Raw genomic sequence first — 1,418 nt, forward strand, 5'->3', positions numbered from 1 at the left:
GGTCGCGTCCCTGGTGGTGGTGTAGGAGGGACAGAGCCCGGGGCGCGTAGCGAAGCCCCATGGCTGAGCGGAGCGGAGCGCCCCGGGCGGCCACCGCGGTGATCCTCGGTAGGGTTGGGTTGTCGAGACCTGCAACCCCTGACCTTGGACCGACCACGATGACCGACGAGACGATGGCCCTTCGGCAGATGCTGGAGAAGGGCTCCGACGCGACGTTCCTGCGCGAGATGATCGGCTTCGCCGCGCAGCGCCTGATGGAGCTGGAGGTGGGCGAGGTGACCGGCGCCGCCCATGGCGAGCGCAGCCCCGATCGCCTGGTGCAGCGCAACGGCTACCGGGAGCGCGACTGGCAGACCCGGGTCGGCACCGTCGAGCTGCGCATCCCGAAGCTCAGGAAGGGCAGCTACTTCCCGGCCTTCCTGGAACCCCGGCGGATGGCCGAGAAGGCGCTGACCGCCGTGATCCAGGAAGCCTACGTGCATGGCATCTCCACCCGCTCCGTGGACGACCTCGTCCGCGCGATGGGCATGGAGGGGGTGAGCAAGAGCCAGGTCAGCCGGCTCTGCGCCGAGATCGACGACCGCGTCCGTGACTTCCTGACCCGCCCCATCGAGGGTGACTGGCCCTACCTCTGGCTCGACGCCACCTACGTGAAGGTCCGCGAGGCCGGGCGCATCGTCCCCGTCGCGGTCACCATCGCGGTCGGCGTCAACGCCGACGGGCGGCGCGAGGTCCTCGGCATGGCCACCGGCGCCTCGGAGGCGGAGACCTTCTGGCTCGACTTTCTCCGCAGCCTCGCCCGCCGCGGCCTGCGCGGGGTCAAGCTCGTCGTCTCCGACGCCCATGAGGGCCTCAAGGCCGCCGTGACGAAGGTGCTGCGGGCCACCTGGCAGCGCTGCCGCGTCCACTTCATGCGCAACGCCGTCGCCCATGCGGGCAAGACCCAGCGCCGCATCGTCTCGGCCTGGATCGGCACCGCCTACGCACAGGAGGACGCAGCCGCCGCCCACGCCCAGTGGCGCACCGTCGCCGACCACCTCCGCCCCAAGGTGCCGAAGCTCGCCGCCCTGATGGACGAGGCGGAGGAGGACGTCCTCGCCTACATGCACTTCCCCGCCGCGCATCGGGCGAAGCTGCACAGCACCAACCCGATCGAACGCCTCAACGGCGAGATCAAGCGCCGCACCGATGTCGTCGGCATCTTTCCCAACGAGGCCGCCGTCATCCGCCTCGTCGGCGCCATCCTGCTCGAGCAGTCCGACGAGTGGGCCACCCAGCGCTCCCGCTACATGACCCTGGAGACGATCGGCGCCGTCAGCGATACTGTCACCGTCAGCCTGCCCGCCGTGGCCGCCTGATACGGCGGCCCAGCCCGCCGGAGATCACCGCACTCCTACACCACGCCCCGGGGCACGACC

1 protein-coding gene is annotated in these 1,418 nt (G+C 70.7%); it reads left to right on the plus strand.

Annotation, left to right across the window (positions count from 1 at the left end):
* Positions 1-158: 158 nt before the first annotated feature.
* On the plus strand, positions 159-1,358 hold the full coding sequence (locus LHA35_RS28210; RefSeq protein ID WP_226615092.1) for an IS256 family transposase: 1,200 nt from the start codon (positions 159-161) through the stop codon (positions 1,356-1,358).
* The last annotated feature ends 60 nt before the right edge of the window (positions 1,359-1,418 follow it).

It is taken from the genome of Roseicella aerolata, assembly GCF_020523605.1.
Classification (GTDB): Bacteria; Pseudomonadota; Alphaproteobacteria; order Acetobacterales; family Acetobacteraceae; genus Paracraurococcus; species Paracraurococcus aerolatus.